This is a genomic window from Terrabacter sp. BE26 (genome assembly GCF_041941675.1).
GTDB lineage: Bacteria > Actinomycetota > Actinomycetes > Actinomycetales > Dermatophilaceae > Terrabacter.
In genome coordinates this window covers 1,679,599-1,694,067 of sequence record NZ_CP090122.1, presented here as the reverse complement: position 1 = coordinate 1,694,067, position 14,469 = coordinate 1,679,599, and the positions used below count along the sequence as shown (strand labels likewise).

Here is a 14,469-nt window from a genome sequence, read left to right as displayed (position 1 = left end):
AACGGCTCAGAGCAGCTCGCCGGCGAGGTCCTCGAGCACGTGCTGGTCGCAGCCGGCGGCGAAGGCCTCACGGGTGGCCTCCCGGGCCGCGGCCAGGGCGTCGGGCTTGAGGGCCGCGATGACGGCGGACACCGCGCGGGCCTTGGCGCAGTCGCCGTACGCCTGCAGCTCCTCGATGTCGGCCGTGCTCGGGTCGCCGCCGATGCTCGCCGCGCAGGCGGAGTCGAGCTGGCGCTCGAGGTCCCACAGCTTCACGAGCTCCTCGATCTCGGGATAGTGCTCCAGACCGCCCCGGGCGACTTCGAGGGCGGTGTCGTCGTGGACGTCGGCCACGGAGCAGGCGACGCGAGCCACGCGGAAGGCGAAGCGGCGGGCCTGCCCTCGCTCCGCCCCGGCGATGCGCGCGGCGAGACCGGGAGCCACGGCCTCGACCTCGTGCAGATCCACGGGACTCCTCGTCGGTTCGGGCTCGGGCTGGTTCGGCAGCCCACGGGGCCATACCCGGTGGTGCTCCCGCCCGGACCGCGTCCCGTCGACGGCTGCGGGTCCGTCGGGCACGGTCACGCCACCGGGAGGCGCTTGGCGAGGAACTCCATCGTGGTCGCCCAAGCGAGCGTCGAGGAGGTCGGGTCGTGCCACGGCATGTCGTCGTTGTCGAACGCGTGGTCGGCGCCGGCATACGTCTCGACGACCGTGTCGGGCTGCTCCTTCAGGGAGGCCTCGATGCGACGCACCGTCTCGGTGTCGAGGAACGAGTCGGCGAGGCCGAAGTGGTGCAGGCTCGGTGCCGTCACCGTCAGGGAGTCGTGCAGGCCCGGCAGTGCCGAGCCGTAGTAGCTGACGAGCACGTCGAGCGGGCTGGAGCCGTCCGACTCGAGGTGGGCGGCGAGGTTGAAGCCGAGGCCGCCACCGAAGCAGAAGCCGAGCGCGCCGACCCCGCCGGTCACCTCGTCACGGCCTCGCAGCCACTCGACGGCGGCGGCGGCGTCGGTCACGGCGGCCTGCCAGTCGAGCCGCTGCACGAGACCCATGCCCTGCTGCAGGGCGTCCTCACCCTCGACCGGTTCGGTGACCCCGAGGCGCCAGAAGATCTCGGGAGCGACGACGACGTAGCCCGCCTCGGCGAGCTGGGCGCCGCGGCGCTGGATATAGTCGCTGACGCCGAAGATCTCCTGCAGAACGACGACCCCCGGGCCGTGGCCGGTGGGCGGGAGCCAGAAGCGGGCGGGCATCTCGCCGGCGTCGGTCGCGATCGTCACGTTCTCGGTCATGGCGGACAGTATGTCGACTCCGGCTGAACGGCCGGCGAGCGGTCGGCGGGGGCCACGCCACCGAGGGCGTATGCCGTGTGCCCGGCTCCCACGTCCGCGCGCGGGCGCGTGCGGTCCGTCAGCGGCGCGACGGGGCGGGCGGTCAGGGGGATGGCGGTCATGGACGGCTCCTTCTGTCTCCGTGGTGTGACGGGGGAGCGACCGCCGGGTGCACCGTCGTGGTCAGGTGCACCCGGCGGTCGCCCGGTGAGAGCGGTTCGGCTCAGTCGTCCGAGCCGGTGTGCAGCCGCGCACCGAGGGCGTGTGCCGTGACGACGAGCGCGGCGGCGGACGATGTCCTTCAGGACGTACTGGCCCATCAGCGTCGGGCCGTGCGGGAAGAGCTCGGCAGGAGCAGGGCCGCCGGGAGATACCCGGCGGCCGCTGGTTGAGTCGATCTACCTAGACGAAACCACTGTCATCCCAGTCAAATCCGGCACGGTCACCAGTTGACGAGCAACCGGTTCCGGGAGTCCCGGAAGGCTCCGACGAGGATGAGGACGAGGTCGACGAGGAACCAGATGCCGAGGCCGCCGAACGTCACGAGCTGCAGGAGCCCGGTGCCGACCTTGCCGACGTAGAAGCGGTGCACGCCGAAGACGCCGAAGAAGAAGCAGAGCAGCGCCGCGGCGAGCCGGGAGCGGTCACTCACGGGCATGCCCAGGGCGTCCGTCGTCACCGGGACGAAGGTGGCCATCGGCGAGGGCGTGCCAGCGGCCGGGCCCGCGGGCGTCAGCAGCGGGCCGAGCTGGTCGGTCCACCCATCGCCGTCCCAGTAGCGCGACTGCGCCCGCCCCTCGGGGTCCGCGTACCAGCCGGCAGGGATCTCCTGCGGGGCGGGGGTGGCTGGCCTCGCCGGTTGGTCCGGCTGGGCGGCGGGCTGGGTCATGGGTGGCCTCCGAAACGGGGTTGGGAACGTCTGCACGGCTCGTGACCAGCATGGTCCAGATCGTCACCTACGTGGTCGGATCGGCCACACCCGAACGGTAGCCCTACTAGGCGCCCGAGCGCGCCGGAGCCGTATGTCGCCGAGGGAGGTGGGGCGGCATACGGCTCCGGGTGCCGGCCTAGGTCGGGTTGCCGGCGGGGGAGTCCTCGTCGAAGGCACTGTGCTTGTCGTCGGGCACGACGGGGGAGGGAGGCGGCCCCTGGTCGTGCTGCTCGACGAGCTTGTCGATGCCCTTGTCGACCGAGGCGCGGACCTTGGTGACGGTGTCGGCGTGCTTGGCGCCGGTCTTCTCGCTGATCTTGGCCTCGGCCTTGTCGAGCGCGCCGTCGACCTTGCCCCGGTTCTGCTGGGCGTAGGTTGCGGCAGCCGACAGCGCGGCCCGGGCCATCTCGACGACGGCGTCGCCGAACTCCTTGGCCTTCTCCTGGAAGTGGACCTCGTCGGCCTTGTGCTTCATCTGCTCACCGAACGACACGGTGTCTCCTCGTCTCGCACTGGTCCGACCGATGCGTCGGACTTCCTGCATCCACAGTCGTACCCGAGGCCCGCGGCCCGCAACCCGGGTCGACCCCCACCCGACCCTGAACCCGCCCCTGAGCCCGCCCCTCAATCCGGCCATCACGCGGTGCTCGATGCGCCCACGACGGACAATGGAGCTGCAGGCCTCCGCCTGTGACACAAGGGAATCGGGTGGCACCATGCAACGGCTCGAAGGCCGTGTGGCGCTCGTGACGGGCGCGGCGAGCGGCATCGGGAAGGCGACGGCGCACCGGCTCGCCGAGGAGGGCGCGGCGGTGCTGCTGACCGACGTCAACGAGAGCCTCGGCGCCGAGACGACGGAGAAGCTCCGGGCGACCGGGGCCAGGGTCGACTTCCTGCGCCACGACGTCGCGAGCGAGTCCGACTGGCAGGCTGCGGTGGCGAAGGCGGCCGAGGAGCTCGGCCGGCTCGACATCCTCGTCAACAACGCTGGGATGGGCGATCTCGCCGCCATCGAGGACACGACCCTGGCCGACTGGGAGCGCACCCTCTCATCGACCAGACGGGCGTCTTCCTCGGCATGAAGACGGCGGCGACGCACCTCAAGGCCTCGGGCCACGGGACGGTCGTCAACATCAGCTCGATCTTCGGCACGAGCGGCGGCTTCGGTGGGTCGCCGGCCTACCACGCCGCCAAGGGCGCGGTCCGCACGCTGACCAAGAACGTCGCGCTGCACTGGGCCGCCGACGGGGTGCGGGTCAACTCGATCCACCCGGGCTTCATCGACACCCCGATCCTCGACCAGGCCAAGGGGACCCCGATCGAGAAGGCCATGACCGACCTCACCCCGATGGGCCGCCTCGGTCGCCCGGAGGAGGTCGCCGCCGGCGTCGCCTACCTCGTCAGTGACGACGCGAGCTTCGTGACCGGAGCCGAGCTCTACATCGACGGAGGTTTCATCGCCAGGTGACCAGCCGTCCGCGGCTACCGGCCGCGGACGGTCGACCACGCGCCGTCCGCCACCCAGGCGAGCACCGACCGGTGGCGTGCCCAGAGAGGGTCCCCCACCGAGGGCGCCTGCGGGTCGCCCTCGACCGACGCGCCGTCCGGTGCGCCGTCACCGGCGCGGGGTGAGGCCAGCGACCGGGTCACCGCGTCGGCCACCGTCAGCAGGCCCCCCGGCGGCTCACCGAGCACGTCCGCCGCGTCCAGCCGTCCGACCATGTCGTGGCCGAGGCTCGGGATGAGGGAGTGCACCGTGCCGCTCGGCACGTCGACGAGCGACCCCGCGACCCGGGCCACGGCGCCGACGGGTGCGAGCCACACCGGCAGCTGCACCCGGAGCAGGCGGGCGCGGGCGGCATACGTCCTCAGCAGCGAGACGTAGGTGAGCTGCTCGGGCCCGACGATGTCGAGGTGCCCCGTCACGTCGGATCGGTCGAGCGCCTCGGCGAGGAACCACACGGCGTCCGCGACGGCGACCGGCTGGATCACCGAGCCGCCCATCCACGCCGGCACGGTCTGCACGACGCCCAGCCGGTGTGACATCTGGCGCATCACCTCGAAGCTCGTGGAGCCGGCACCGACCACCATCGACGCGCGCAGCGTCAGCACCGAGCAGTCCGCGGTGGCGAGCACCTCCTCCACCTCCAGCCGCGAGACCAGGTGGTCCGACAGCTCGTCGTGGGGCAGGTCGGGGACGATCCCCGAGAGGTAGACGAGCCGCGTGGCGCCGACGACGCCCGCGGCATACGCGACGTTGTCGGCGGCCCTCCGGTCGAGGCGCATGAACTCCTCGTCGTCGAGGCCGTGCACGAGGTAGCAGATGGCGTCGACGCCGGCGAGGGCCTCGAGCACGCGGTCCTCGTCCTGCACGTCGACACGCCGCCACTCGACGTCGCCAGACCACGGGTATGCCGTGGGCGGGCTGCGGTGGTGCGTCGCCACCACGTCGTGGCCCCGTCGGAGCAGCTCGGGCACCAGGCGCGAGCCGACGTAGCCGCTCGCGCCGACGACGGCGACCCTCATCTCCGCTTGCGCTCGCGCCGGTCGCGACGCAGGGAGCCGAAGAGGTCGGTGGCGGAGCGGACGAGGTCGAGACCGTCGTCGTCGGCGTCGTCGCCCACCTCGTCGTGCACCCGGCCCGGCACTGACATGCAGGTGAGGAACCGCTCGATGAGCGGGTCGGAGGCCCGCTGCACGAGACCCGTGCCGACGTCCATCGGGAGGCCGAGGAAGACGAGGTCGGTCGCGAGCCGGGCCCGGGTCCGGTTGCCGTCCCCGAGCGGGTGCAGCTGCAGGGTGATGTCGATCTTGGCCTTGCCGAGCCCGTGCCGCTCCTGCCCGGTGGCCGCGAGGCGTGCCTGTGCGGCGTCCTCGTCACGCTCTGTCATGGAGCCGGTGCCGTCGAAGTAGAGCGACAGCGGACCGAGCCTGGCCTTGATCTCGCCGACGAAGTCGTCGCCGTGGACCTGCGTCACCCTCGCGCCCGGGAAGCAGCGACCGATGCGGCGCAGGTCCATGAAGTTCGTCCAGACCGCGTCGAGCGGTGCGTCGAGCTCCTGCTCGTGACCCAGCCTCATCGCGTTCCTTCCGTCTGCTGCACCGGCGGCGAAGGGACCGACGGCACAAGTCTCAACGGTCGCATACCCGGGGGCCCCGGATGAGACAAGGTGGGCAGGGCCTCAGGCCGTCGCGCCGCCCGGCAGCAGCTCCCAGTGGATGCCGTCGCCCCACGAGCCGTCGGCAAGGCGGTCGACCGCGTGCTCGCGACCGAAGGGCACGAAGCCCGCCGACCGCAGCACGGCGTTGCTCGCCTCGTTGTCGGCGGCCGTCTCGGCGACGAGCCGGCGCAGGCCGAGGCCGCCCTCGCTCGTCGGGGCGAGCGCGTGCGTGGCCGCCAGCTGCGCTGCCTCCTTGGCAGCCCCGCGTCCGCGGGCGCTGGGAAAGAACTGGTAGCCGAGCTCAGCGACGTCGGTGATGGGGCCGCTGCGGCTGAAGACCGTCACGCTGCCCAGGGCACGGTCGGTCTCGATGTCCGCGACGCACCAGTCGATGCCGCTGCCCTCGGCCATCCGCTCCTGACGGTTGTGCACCCATGTCGGGAACGTCTCGCGCCGGATGATCGAGCGCGAGGGCATCCAGTGCTCGGGATCGTCTCGGACCTCGATGGCGTCGATGTCGTCGATCCGCCACGGGCGCAGGCGAACTCGCGCGCCCTCGACAGGGGCGGCGGCAAGCCACGGCGTCTGGGCCGACAGGGGGTCGCCCGGGACGATGCTGCCCGTCCACGTGTCCAGGGCGTCGGGGCCGCCCTCGGGGTCCGGGTGGCTGCCCGGCACCGTGCCGTGGAAGGTGAACCCGGCGGCCCAGGCGGCGCGGCGCGAGCCCCAGTTGCCGACGATCGCCCGCCAGTGGACCCGGCGCACCGGAACGCCCCACACCGGGGTCGCGAAGGCGTGCCGCACCACGAGCCGCACGGCCCTCGACATGAGGCCGCGGCCGCGCGCGTCGGGGTGCAGCCCGAAACCGAGCTCACCTACGGAGGGAGCCGGGCCGCGCCTCAGGTCGATGGTGCCGCCGAAGCGTGCGGCACCCGCCTCGTCGGTCCACTCGACGGCCCACGACCGCGTTCCGCCCGGCTGGCCCCACGCGGCGAGGTTGCCCTCGATGAAGGAGACCGCGTGCGCTCGGGTGTACGGCCGCGGGACCGTGGTCCAGCGCAGGCTCTCCGGGTCGCAGCTCTGCTCGACGACGGCGTCGATGTCGGCGAGGGAGTGGGCGCGCAACGTCACGACCCCGTCCGTCAGCGTCGTCACGTCGGGGCTCGCATCGGGGCTCACGTCGGTCGCGACGGAGCTCGGCTGGGGCGTCGTGCGGGCGGTGGCGGAGGCATCGGTCACGGCGCCAGCCTGCCAGCCGCCACCCGGCTGCGTCACCGGCATTTGAAAGGGCCGGGAGCCAGCGTGCTGGCTCCCGACCCGTCGGCCCGCTTCCCCTCCACAGGCTGCGTTCCGGTGTCCCTGTACCCACCTCGGCACGTGGGCTAACCCCTGTCGGCGAGTGCGCCGCGAGTCGCTAGGTTGGAGCGATGGAGACCGACGAGGTGCTGCGCCTGCTCGAGAACGTCGCCGAGGAGGTCATCGACCCGCGGTTCCGCTCGCTCGCCGACGGCGAGATCCACGAGAAGCGCCCCGGCGACCTCGTCACCGATGCCGACCGGGAGGCCGAGAAGCTCATCACCGACGCCCTCGTCGCCGCCTACCCCGACGCCGTCATCCTCGGCGAGGAGGCCTTCGCCGGTGACCCGGACCTGATGCAGCGGTATGCCGCCGCCGACCACGCCTTCACCGTCGACCCCGTCGACGGCACCAAGAACTTCGTCCACGGCTCCAAGGACCACGCGGTCATGGTCGCCGAGACGCTCGGCGGACAGGCCGTCCGCGCGTGGATCTGGCAGCCCCAGCACCGTCTCGGCTACGTCGCCGAGCGTGGCTCCGGGACCTGGCGGCACGACGCGGAGGGTGCGCACCGCCTCACCATCCCCGAGCGCGGGGACGCCCCGCTGCGCGGGCGCACCTCCCGCCGGAAGTGGGTCGGCAAGGCGCTCGACGGCCTGCCGCCGATGGCCCTGACGTGGGTCTCGTGCGGCATCGACTACCCCAAGATCGTCGAGGGCGAGGCCGACTACATCCTCTACCGCTCGGGCGCCCCGTGGGACCACGTGCCCGGGTCGCTGCTGCTCGCCGAGGCCGGTGGCCTGCTCGGCACGACCGAAGGTGAGGCCTACAGTCCGCGCGACACCAAGCCCCCGGGCCTCGTGGCGGCAGGCAGCCCCACGGCATACGACCACGTATGCCGTGCGCTCGCCTCGGGCGCCGACCCGTCCTGAGCTGGAGGCCCAGCCGACGTGACCGCACGTCGAGTGGGCCCGCTCCCACGTCGAGCGGGCACTTCAGCCCGGAAGGTCAGTCCTCGTCGGCGTCGTCGGAGGCCGTCAGCGACGGCTCGGAGGTGACCGCGTCGGTCGTGGCGGCCTCCTCGGCCTCACGGGCCGCTTTCTGCGCCACGGCCGACGGCTCGTCGGTCTTCTGCTCCGCGACGTACTCCTCGGGGTCCTTGTCGCGCGGCGTGATGCCCTCGGCCCAGCGGACCGCCTCGTAGCGCAGGAACTGCACCGCGATCTCGTGGCGCAGCTGCAGGCTCGCGCGCTGGCGGAAGTCGGCGAGGTCCTGGCGTTCCTCCTCGCCCATGTGGTCGCTGTTGTGCACGTTGGCGTCGACGACGGCCGTCCACCACTCGTCGGACCCGGTCTCGCTCCGGCCCACGCGGCGCACCGCGTCGCGGATCTCGTTGTGGTCCTTGACGGCGTCCTCGACCTCCTCGTCGACGGACTCGGCGTCCGCGCCGCCCGTCCCGAGGCGCAGCAGCTCCGGGTAGAAGTAGCGCTCCTCGGCCTCGGCGTGCACCTCGAGGAGGATCTCGAGCCGCTTCCACACCGCGGCCAGCCCCTCGCGGTCGTCGCGGGGCCACTCCTCGAGCATGGCGAACATGCGCCGCTGCTCGTCGTGCTGGCGAAGGATGACGTCGGTGATGTCCACGGGTGGTCCTTGCTGTCGTCCGGCGGGAGGTAGCCCCACTGTGCCGCATCCACCGCAGGTGGTCACCGGCAGGTGAGCCGTTCGCTGGACCTGCAGCGGCAGGTGGTGACACCGTTGGTGGGAGAGTCCGCGACACCGGGAGGCCGAGAAGAGCTGATGCTCGCCCGAACCGTCCAGGCCGTGCTGGTGGCCGTCATGGTGCTGACGTCCTCGGCATGCCAGGCGACCGCGGTGTCCGGGGCGGCTGGAGCGTCGAGAGCGTCCAGGGCGTCCGGCGTGTCCAGGGTCGTGTTCGACGACTTCAACGGGGCCGCCGGTGCTCGGCCGGACCCCAGGCTGTGGGGCTACGACCTCGGCGCGACCTGGCGAGGCGACCGCGACAACCCGCTGTCGCAGACCTACACCGACGCACCCGGCAACGTCCGGCTCGACGGCCAGGGCCACCTGGTGATCCAGGCGGTGAGAACGGCTGCGGGATTCACCTCTGCCCGGCTCGTCACGCGGGGCAAGGTCGACATGAAGTACGGCACCGTGAGCGCACGGATCAAGATGCCGTCGACTCCCGGCATCCAGCCCGCCTTCTGGCTGCTCGGCGCCACCGAGGACTGGCCGCGATGCGGGGAGATCGACGTGATCGAGATGCCGCACCGCGCGACCCACTGGGCCGCGACGATCACCGGCATCACCACCAGGGGCCATGTCTGGAGCCGCGACGACAAAGGTGAGTCGGCCGATCTCAGCCGGGATTTCCACACCTACTGGGTCACCCGCAGGAAGGACAGCATCACGATCGGCCTCGACGACCGGATCCTCGGCTCGTGGACGCGCGACTCGCTTGCACCGGACCAGGTCTGGGTGTTCAACGTGCCGATGTACGCCATCCTCAACATCGCGGTCACCGCGAACCGCCTGCCCTCGGTGCCGGGCCCGGTCCAGGCGACCATGCTCGTCGACTGGGTCCGCTACGCGCCTGCGTCGTGATTCGGGACGCACCGAGCAGCCCCCTGGTTTCGGCTGTGCCGGTCCGTACGGGATCCCGGCCAAGCGGGAGCGCCCTGCGAACGAGGTGCGGTGTCGGACCGGGGTGCTTGGGTGAGAGCATGAGCACTCCTGACAGCACCGCCTCGACGTTCGGCTGGGACTGCGTCGCCCTCGACTGCGCCGACCCGGCCGGCGTCGCCACCTTCTACGCCGAGCTCCTCGGTGGGTCGGTCAAGGCCGACCCCGACGGCGACTGGTTCGACGTCCTCTGGGACGGGCCGCGCATCGCCACCCAGCTCGCGCCCGGCCACGCGTCGCCCGACTGGCCGCGCGGTCAGCAGCAGGTGCACCTCGACTTCACCGTCGCCGACATCGCGACCGCCCACGAGCGCGTGCTCGCGCTGGGCGGCTCCGCCCTGGACCCGGTCGACCCGCCACAGCCGAAGCCGGAGCGCGGCTTCCGGGTCTACGCCGACCCGGCCGGGCACCCGTTCTGCCTGTGCCGCCCCACCAAGGACGCCTGGGACTGAGGGCTGGCGCCGGGATCGCGCTGCTCAGGGCAGCACGATGCCGAAGTGCTCGGCGAGGGCTGCGCGCACCGCATCCTCGTCCGGCAGCTGCGTCTCCTGCCGCCGGCCGTGGTCCGTCGCGATGAGGCGGTTGTTGCTGAGGGTGATGCGCCCCGTCGGGGTGAGCACCGAGACCACCCGCGCCCGCGTGAAGTGGCTCTCGGGCGAGCTCTGCTGCCAGTCGTTGCGCGCGGCGAAGTCCTCGAGAGGGTGGGGCCTCGTCGTGAAGACGTAGCAGTCGCGCCACTGCTCGCCCTCGGGGCGCTCGCGGTAGACCCACGTGTCGGCCCGCTCGGCCAGCCCCACCGCCTTGCCCCTCTCGTGCCGCTCGAAGCCGTCGAGCAGCGGCAGCGGGCTGACGAAACCCTCGCCGAACCCCACGTCGGCGAGCACCGGTCCGTCGAGACGGCCACCCGAGACGAGCAGGGCGACGTGGTCGAACTCGTCGGTCAGCCCGCCGGCGGCGGTGGCCACGCGTGCCGAGACGAGGTCGACGGCATACCCGAGGTGGCGCAGCAGCAGCGCGAAGAGGCCGTTCAGCTCGTAGCAGTAGCCACCTCGCCGCGCGCCGACCACCTTGGCGAGCAGGACGTCCCGGTCGAGGCGGATCGGGCGGCCGAGCGAGATGTCGAGGTTCTCGAACGGCACGGCGAGCAGGTGCGCCTCCTGCAGCGACGCCAGGGCCTCGAGGCTCGGCGCCTCCGGGACGTCCAGGCCGATGCGTGCGAGGTACGCGGCGGCCTCGGAGGCGTCGAGCGCCTCAGTAGCCGGCATGGTCGAGGGCCTCGATGGTCAGGTCCCGGCCGAGGTCGATCATCTCGGCGGCCCGGTGGAAGTCGAGGGTGCGCACGGCGTTGGACGGGACGGTGACCAGCACGTCGGGCGGGTTGCTCGCCATCCGGTAGCGGGAGATCAGCGCCGACATGGTGTCGAACGACATGTTGAGCAGGTCCACCAGGCCGACGTCGGCGCCGCGGGTGAGCAGCGCCTCGGTGGGCGTCTGCGGCACCTCGTCCACCGCCGACGGGGGCAGCATCGCCTCCGCGTCGAGGTCGCGGCCGTGCACCCCAAAGCGGCTCGTAACGGCCCGCACGCGCTCGGAATCCATCACCTCGGCCGCGCTGCGCCGCAGGCGCGAGGCCCACTCCTCGTGCGGCCGCTGCTCCGACGACTCCTTGACCGGTGTGCTCGGACCGACGTTGGCCCGCATCCCCGACAGCGACACCGCGATGGTGAGGTCCGCGGACACGGCGGCCGTCGGCTCGATCGGGATGGGGTTGATGAGCCCGCCGTCGACGAGCACCCGCCCGTTGATGACCGCGGGGGTGATGACGCCGGGGATCGCGATGGAGGCACGGATGGCATGGTCGACCGGTCCGTGCTGCAGCCACACCTCGCGGCGGGCGTTGATGTCGGTGGCGACCGCCGTGTAGGGGATCGGCAGGCTCTCGATGGTGGCGCCCTCGAGGATCTCGCCGACCTTGGCGATGACCCGCTCGGCCCGGATGGCCCCGCCCTGGGCGGGCAGGCCGAGGTCGAGCAGCCGCCAGACCTCGCGCTGGGTCAGCCGCCGGGCCCATTCGGTGTAGGCGTCGAGCTTGCCCGCCGCGGCGACGCCCCCGACGAGGGCGCCCATCGACGTGCCGGCGATCGCCACCACCTCGAACCCGCGCTCGGCGAGCACCTCGAGGGCGCCGATGTGCGCGTAGCCGCGGGCACCGCCCGAGCCGAGGACGACCGCTGCCCGCATCCCGCCTGCCACGCCGTCGACCATAGCGGGGAAGCGCTCTCAGGACGTCAGGTACCAGATCTCCATGGCGTCGAGCCGGGCGCGGTCCGAGACCATCTCGATGCCGGTGACCCGGTCGTCCTGCACCGTGAAGCGGAAGGCGACCTTCGGCTCGCCGCGGAGCGTCCAGACCGCGCCGACCCCTCCGTCGAACGCGGCAAGGCGTGCCGAGCGGGCCCCGCCGTTGAACCGACCGGCCACCGCCTCCGGCCCACGCAGGACCTCGGGCGCGCCCATGGCCACCGCCGCCTCGTCAGCGGTGAGCACCACGTCCGGGTCGAGCAGCTCGAGCAGCGCGGCGAAGTCGCCACCGCGGGCAGCGGCGAGGAAGGCGGTGACCACCTCCCGCTCGCGCTTGCGCGCCGGTGCCGTCCCCCCGGCGTCGGCGGCCCGCACCCGCCGCCGGGCCCGGCTCGCCAGCTGGCGGGTGGCCGCGGGGGAGCGGTCGACGATGTCCGCGATCTGCTCGAACGGCATGCCGAAGAGGTCGTGCAGCACGAAGGCGAGCCGCTCGGCCGGTGCGAGGGTGTCGAGGACGACGAGCAGGGCCACGCCGATGCTGTCCGCGAGCTCAGCCTCGCTGGCCGGGTCGGGTGGCGACGGGGCCCCGCCCCCGGGTCCCGCCGTCGCGCCGCCGCGGCCGGCGAGCTCGGCCAGGCCGTCGTCCCAGCCGGCCTCGCGCCGCGAGGTGCGTGACCGCAGCAGGTCGAGGCTGATCCGCCCGACCACGGTCGTCAGCCAGCCCCCGAGGTTGGCGATCTCGTCCGGGTCGCTGCGGCTCAGGCGCAACCACGCCTCCTGCACGGCGTCGTCCGCGTCCGCACCAGAGCCCAGCACCCGGTAGGCCACGGCCCGCAGGCGGGGCCGGTGCTGCTCGAAGTCCCGGGCGAGCCACTGCTCCCGGCTCTCGTCGCCCATCCCCGTCGCCCTGCCTGTCGCCATCGCAGTCACATCCTCGCGTCGTGGTCCGTCATAGCACTGACGAGCCCGGGCCACCCGATGTGACACCGGGCCTGCCCACCACAGACCGCACGACGAAGGAGCTCCCGATGTCCACAGCCACCACGCTCATCTACCCCGTCACCGACCTGTCCACGGCGAAGAAGGTGTTCACGACGCTGCTCGGCACCGAGCCGCACACCGACGAGGCCTACTACGTCGGCTACAACGTCGAGGGCCAGGAGATCGCCCTGGACCCGAACGGCCACCGCAAGGGCCTCACCGGTGGCACGCCCTACTGGCCCGTCGACGACATCGAGGCCAGCGTCGAGTCCCTCGTCGCCGCCGGCGCGAGCATCAAGCAGCAGCCCACGAACGTCGGCGGCGGCCGCACCGTTGCCGCCCTCGCCGACCCGGACGGCAACATGATCGGCCTCATGCAGGGCTGAGCGGCACCGAGAACGTATGCCGTCCCGCGGGACCCCGCGGGACGGCATACGGCTGCCTCGGGCGAAGAGGATTTTCCGGGCAGTCCCTGAGCGTCCTCGCGGCCTCGTGGAGCGCTGAGCCCGACTGCGGCACAACGAAATCGGCACTGACTGTCCGCGGCGCCCAGGTCGGTCCGCCCGGTGCGTCGGGACCGTGGGGGCTTGCGCCGCTTGCGGCGACTGTGCACTATGGACGGACGGATGTAAGCGCTTACAACGCTGGCTCGACGACGAGACCCGAAAGGTGGTGCCATGCCGACTGTACCCAAGCCCAGTGGACAGCCCTCCGGCCCGGGCGGCGCCACCATCTACTCGGTCGCCGAGCGCGCCGGCGTCTCCATCGCCACCGTCTCCCGGGTGCTCCAGGGGGCCGGGACCGTCTCGTCGAAGACGACCCAGAAGGTGCTCGACGCGGTCGACCAGCTCAACTACGTCCCGCTCGGCGCCGCCCGCAGCCTCGCCGTGCGCCACCACGAGGCCCACGGCCTCGTCCTGCCCGAGCTCTCCGGCCCCTACTACGCCGAGCTGCTCATCGGCTTCGAGTCCCGCGCGGCCGAGCTCGGCCAGAGCGTCACCCTCATGCTCACCGAGGGCAAGGCCGACATCGCCCGCGCCGTGCGGCAGCTCGCCACCCACGTCGACGCCATCGCGGTGCTCGGCTCGGCAGCCATGCCGCCCGCCGTGGCTCGTGCGCTGCACGGCCAGAAGCCGGTCGTCATCATCGCCGGTACGCCCCAGGACGGCATCGAGAGCGTGCGCGCCGAGAACGCCCACAGCGCCGAGCAGCTCACCGCGCACGTCTTCGCCCACGGTCGCACCCGGCTCCTCTTCGTCGGTGACCCCGAAGGCGCCCCCGACATGCGCGAACGCCACAGCGGCTTCGTCGCGGCCCACGTGGCCCGAGGCCTGGAGCCGGCCGAGCCGCTGCGCGTCCCGTTCCGCGAGGGCGCCGGCGAGGCCGTCGCCGAACGCATCCTCTCCGGCGAGCTCGAGGCCGACGGGCTCGTCTGCGCCAACGACGAGCTCGCGCTCGCCATCATGTCCCACCTGCAGGACGCCGGCCGCGACGTCCCCGGCCAGATCGCGGTCGTGGGCTGGGACGACGTCATGGCGGCCCGCTACGTGCGGCCCGGCCTGACCACTGTGCGCCAGCCGGTCCGCGAGCTCGGCGCCCTGGCCGCCGAGCGCCTGCACCAGCGCGTCTCCGGTGGGCAGCCGCAGCTCGAGCCGCAGGTCCTGCCCACCGAGCTCGTCATCCGCGGGTCCTGCGGCTGCACGTCACCCTGACCGCACGCCGACCTGACCGCACGACGCCGCCGAACCCAGCCCCCAGTCCCGCCCCCCACCACAAGACCCCGACACAG

17 protein-coding genes and 1 pseudogene are annotated in these 14,469 nt (G+C 72.6%); 6 read left to right on the top strand and 12 right to left on the bottom strand.

The features are described from left to right. Positions 1 to 6 precede the first annotated feature (6 nt). The 5 genes from LQK93_RS07940 to LQK93_RS07920 all read right to left on the bottom strand — a co-directional run bounded on the left by LQK93_RS07940 (position 7) and on the right by LQK93_RS07920 (position 2,734). Positions 7 to 447, bottom strand: a complete 441-nt coding sequence (locus LQK93_RS07940; RefSeq protein WP_374970998.1) for a hypothetical protein — start codon at positions 445 to 447, stop codon at positions 7 to 9. Between the two features lie 113 nt (positions 448 to 560). After that, on the bottom strand, positions 561 to 1,271 hold the full coding sequence (locus tag LQK93_RS07935; protein ID WP_374970997.1) for a dienelactone hydrolase family protein: 711 nt from the start codon (positions 1,269 to 1,271) through the stop codon (positions 561 to 563). Beyond that, complete coding sequence (locus LQK93_RS07930; RefSeq protein ID WP_374970996.1) at positions 1,268 to 1,432, bottom strand: hypothetical protein; 165 nt, start codon at positions 1,430 to 1,432, stop codon at positions 1,268 to 1,270. Before LQK93_RS07930 ends, LQK93_RS07935 begins: the two co-directional genes overlap by 4 nt. 320 nt (positions 1,433 to 1,752) lie before the next feature. After that, positions 1,753 to 2,199 carry an NINE protein gene (locus tag LQK93_RS07925; protein ID WP_374970995.1) on the bottom strand — a complete coding sequence of 149 codons (447 nt, stop codon included), beginning with the start codon at positions 2,197 to 2,199 and terminating at the stop codon, positions 1,753 to 1,755. 178 nt (positions 2,200 to 2,377) lie between these two features. Continuing rightward, complete coding sequence (locus LQK93_RS07920) at positions 2,378 to 2,734, bottom strand: Rv0909 family putative TA system antitoxin (protein ID WP_374970994.1); 357 nt, start codon at positions 2,732 to 2,734, stop codon at positions 2,378 to 2,380. A 31-nt stretch (positions 2,735 to 2,765) separates the two neighbouring features. Between LQK93_RS07920 and LQK93_RS07915 the strand changes: the two are divergent. Next, a pseudogene (locus LQK93_RS07915) lies at positions 2,766 to 3,709 on the top strand (SDR family NAD(P)-dependent oxidoreductase). 14 nt (positions 3,710 to 3,723) lie between these two features. Here the strand turns inward: LQK93_RS07915 and LQK93_RS07910 are convergent. From LQK93_RS07910 to LQK93_RS07900, 3 genes are all read right to left on the bottom strand, one after another. Then, positions 3,724 to 4,767: an NAD(P)H-binding protein gene (locus tag LQK93_RS07910; protein ID WP_374970993.1), complete on the bottom strand. Its 1,044-nt coding sequence runs from the start codon at positions 4,765 to 4,767 to the stop codon at positions 3,724 to 3,726. Continuing rightward, a complete protein-coding gene (locus LQK93_RS07905; protein ID WP_374970992.1) occupies positions 4,764 to 5,321 on the bottom strand; it encodes a CoxG family protein in 558 nt (185 codons plus the stop codon). The genes LQK93_RS07910 and LQK93_RS07905 overlap by 4 nt, the downstream gene beginning before the upstream one ends. A gap of 102 nt (positions 5,322 to 5,423) precedes the next feature. After that, positions 5,424 to 6,641 carry a GNAT family N-acetyltransferase gene (locus tag LQK93_RS07900; RefSeq protein ID WP_374970991.1) on the bottom strand — a complete coding sequence of 406 codons (1,218 nt, stop codon included), beginning with the start codon at positions 6,639 to 6,641 and terminating at the stop codon, positions 5,424 to 5,426. Positions 6,642 to 6,829: 188 nt separating this feature from the next. Between LQK93_RS07900 and LQK93_RS07895 the strand changes: the two genes are divergently transcribed. Then, positions 6,830 to 7,630, top strand: coding sequence for an inositol monophosphatase family protein (locus tag LQK93_RS07895; protein WP_374970990.1), 801 nt, complete (start codon positions 6,830 to 6,832; stop codon positions 7,628 to 7,630). A gap of 76 nt (positions 7,631 to 7,706) precedes the next feature. On the opposite strand, the gene LQK93_RS07890 is transcribed toward LQK93_RS07895, so the two are convergent. Continuing rightward, positions 7,707 to 8,339 (bottom strand): hemerythrin domain-containing protein, encoded by a 633-nt coding sequence (locus LQK93_RS07890; RefSeq protein WP_374970989.1) that lies wholly within the window; start codon positions 8,337 to 8,339, stop codon positions 7,707 to 7,709. Between the two features lie 156 nt (positions 8,340 to 8,495). Here LQK93_RS07890 and LQK93_RS07885 point away from each other — a divergent pair, with 156 nt between their 5' ends. Continuing rightward, positions 8,496 to 9,320 carry a glycoside hydrolase family 16 protein gene (locus tag LQK93_RS07885; RefSeq protein WP_374970988.1) on the top strand — a complete coding sequence of 275 codons (825 nt, stop codon included), beginning with the start codon at positions 8,496 to 8,498 and terminating at the stop codon, positions 9,318 to 9,320. Between the two features lie 119 nt (positions 9,321 to 9,439). Next, positions 9,440 to 9,850 carry a VOC family protein gene (locus tag LQK93_RS07880; RefSeq protein ID WP_374970987.1) on the top strand — a complete coding sequence of 137 codons (411 nt, stop codon included), beginning with the start codon at positions 9,440 to 9,442 and terminating at the stop codon, positions 9,848 to 9,850. Between the two features lie 24 nt (positions 9,851 to 9,874). Here the strand turns inward: LQK93_RS07880 and LQK93_RS07875 are convergent, their stop codons facing one another. The 3 genes from LQK93_RS07875 to LQK93_RS07865 are packed head-to-tail and all read right to left on the bottom strand — an operon-like array spanning position 9,875 to position 12,620. After that, positions 9,875 to 10,663: an arylamine N-acetyltransferase gene (locus LQK93_RS07875; RefSeq protein WP_374970986.1), complete on the bottom strand. Its 789-nt coding sequence runs from the start codon at positions 10,661 to 10,663 to the stop codon at positions 9,875 to 9,877. Next, a complete protein-coding gene (locus LQK93_RS07870) occupies positions 10,650 to 11,651 on the bottom strand; it encodes a patatin-like phospholipase family protein (RefSeq protein ID WP_374970985.1) in 1,002 nt (333 codons plus the stop codon). Before LQK93_RS07870 ends, LQK93_RS07875 begins: the two co-directional genes overlap by 14 nt. A 27-nt stretch (positions 11,652 to 11,678) precedes the next feature. Next, complete coding sequence (locus LQK93_RS07865; RefSeq protein WP_374970984.1) at positions 11,679 to 12,620, bottom strand: sigma-70 family RNA polymerase sigma factor; 942 nt, start codon at positions 12,618 to 12,620, stop codon at positions 11,679 to 11,681. Between the two features lie 107 nt (positions 12,621 to 12,727). On the opposite strand from LQK93_RS07865, the gene LQK93_RS07860 reads away from it, so the two are divergent. Together LQK93_RS07860 and LQK93_RS07855 are read left to right on the top strand one after the other, a co-directional pair. Beyond that, the gene (locus LQK93_RS07860) at positions 12,728 to 13,066 is read left to right on the top strand and encodes a VOC family protein (protein ID WP_374970983.1); all 339 of its coding nucleotides are present in this window, start codon (positions 12,728 to 12,730) and stop codon (positions 13,064 to 13,066) included. Between the two features lie 291 nt (positions 13,067 to 13,357). Next, complete coding sequence (locus LQK93_RS07855) at positions 13,358 to 14,392, top strand: LacI family DNA-binding transcriptional regulator (RefSeq protein ID WP_374970982.1); 1,035 nt, start codon at positions 13,358 to 13,360, stop codon at positions 14,390 to 14,392. Positions 14,393 to 14,469: the final 77 nt, after the last annotated feature.

What these genes read in the sequence shown, in the direction of transcription:
- LQK93_RS07935 (WP_374970997.1), bottom strand. Translation starts at nt 1,271, where the DNA reads ATGACCGAGAACGTGACGATCGCGACCGACGCCGGCGAGATGCCCGCC.
- LQK93_RS07930 (WP_374970996.1), bottom strand. Translation starts at nt 1,432, where the DNA reads ATGACCGCCATCCCCCTGACCGCCCGCCCCGTCGCGCCGCTGACGGAC.
- LQK93_RS07925 (WP_374970995.1), bottom strand. Translation starts at nt 2,199, where the DNA reads ATGACCCAGCCCGCCGCCCAGCCGGACCAACCGGCGAGGCCAGCCACC.
- LQK93_RS07910 (WP_374970993.1), bottom strand. Translation starts at nt 4,767, where the DNA reads ATGAGGGTCGCCGTCGTCGGCGCGAGCGGCTACGTCGGCTCGCGCCTG.
- LQK93_RS07905 (WP_374970992.1), bottom strand. Translation starts at nt 5,321, where the DNA reads ATGAGGCTGGGTCACGAGCAGGAGCTCGACGCACCGCTCGACGCGGTC.
- LQK93_RS07895 (WP_374970990.1), top strand. Translation starts at nt 6,830, where the DNA reads ATGGAGACCGACGAGGTGCTGCGCCTGCTCGAGAACGTCGCCGAGGAG.
- LQK93_RS07885 (WP_374970988.1), top strand. Translation starts at nt 8,496, where the DNA reads ATGCTCGCCCGAACCGTCCAGGCCGTGCTGGTGGCCGTCATGGTGCTG.
- LQK93_RS07880 (WP_374970987.1), top strand. Translation starts at nt 9,440, where the DNA reads ATGAGCACTCCTGACAGCACCGCCTCGACGTTCGGCTGGGACTGCGTC.
- LQK93_RS07875 (WP_374970986.1), bottom strand. Translation starts at nt 10,663, where the DNA reads ATGCCGGCTACTGAGGCGCTCGACGCCTCCGAGGCCGCCGCGTACCTC.
- LQK93_RS07865 (WP_374970984.1), bottom strand. Translation starts at nt 12,620, where the DNA reads ATGGCGACAGGCAGGGCGACGGGGATGGGCGACGAGAGCCGGGAGCAG.
- LQK93_RS07860 (WP_374970983.1), top strand. Translation starts at nt 12,728, where the DNA reads ATGTCCACAGCCACCACGCTCATCTACCCCGTCACCGACCTGTCCACG.
- LQK93_RS07855 (WP_374970982.1), top strand. Translation starts at nt 13,358, where the DNA reads ATGCCGACTGTACCCAAGCCCAGTGGACAGCCCTCCGGCCCGGGCGGC.